At 34.1% G+C, this 871-nt stretch carries 1 protein-coding gene; it reads left to right on the top strand.

Annotated features, from left to right (window positions below; genetic code table 11):
* Window positions 1-871 (top strand): SIS domain-containing protein (locus tag FUA24_RS03035; protein WP_148540011.1); only part of this gene is annotated, 871 nt, incomplete at both ends.

Here is an 871-nt window from a genome sequence, read left to right as displayed (position 1 = left end):
AGTGATGCTTCCCCTTTTATTGAATACACAAAAGATGCTATTTATTTAGAAGATGAAGAAATGGCTATTTTAAGATTTCATAAAGGCATTAAAATAAGAAAAATAAAAGATGATTCTTTAGTAGATCCTTATATTCAAAAACTTCAATTAAACCTAGAAGAAATTGAAAAGGGTGGTTATGAACACTTCATGCTAAAAGAAATCCATGAACAACCTAAAGCTATACAAGACACTTACAGAGGTAGACTTTTAAGAGATCAAGCTATTATAAAAATGGCTGGTGTTGAAGATAATATGAAAAAATTCTTGAACGCTAACAGAATTATAATAGTAGCCTGTGGTACGTCATGGCATGCTGGTTTAGTTGCCGAATATATTTTTGAAGACTTAGCAAGAATACCTGTTGAAGTTGAATACGCTTCAGAATTTAGATACAGAAACCCGGTTATTACTGAAAATGATGTTTTAATAGCTATTTCGCAATCTGGTGAAACTGCCGATACACTTGCTGCCATTAAGTTAGCAAAATCTAAAGGCGCCTTTGTTTTTGGTGTTTGTAATGTTGTAGGTTCATCTATAGCTAGAGAAACTCATGCCGGAGCATATACGCATGCCGGACCTGAAATTGGTGTTGCATCAACTAAAGCCTTCACAACACAAATAACAGTTCTTACTTTAATGGCTTTAAGATTAGCCAGAGCAAAAGGCACTATTAGCAGCTCTGATTACCGTCATCATTTACTGGAACTAGAAATGATACCAAGCAAAGTTGAAGAAGCTTTAAAATCTGACGCGCATATAAAATACATTGCTGATATTTATAAAGAAGCTACTAACTGTTTATACTTAGGCCGTGGTTATAACTTTCCAG

This window comes from Seonamhaeicola marinus (genome assembly GCF_008085455.1).
This window is presented reverse-complemented; position numbering and strand designations above follow the sequence as displayed.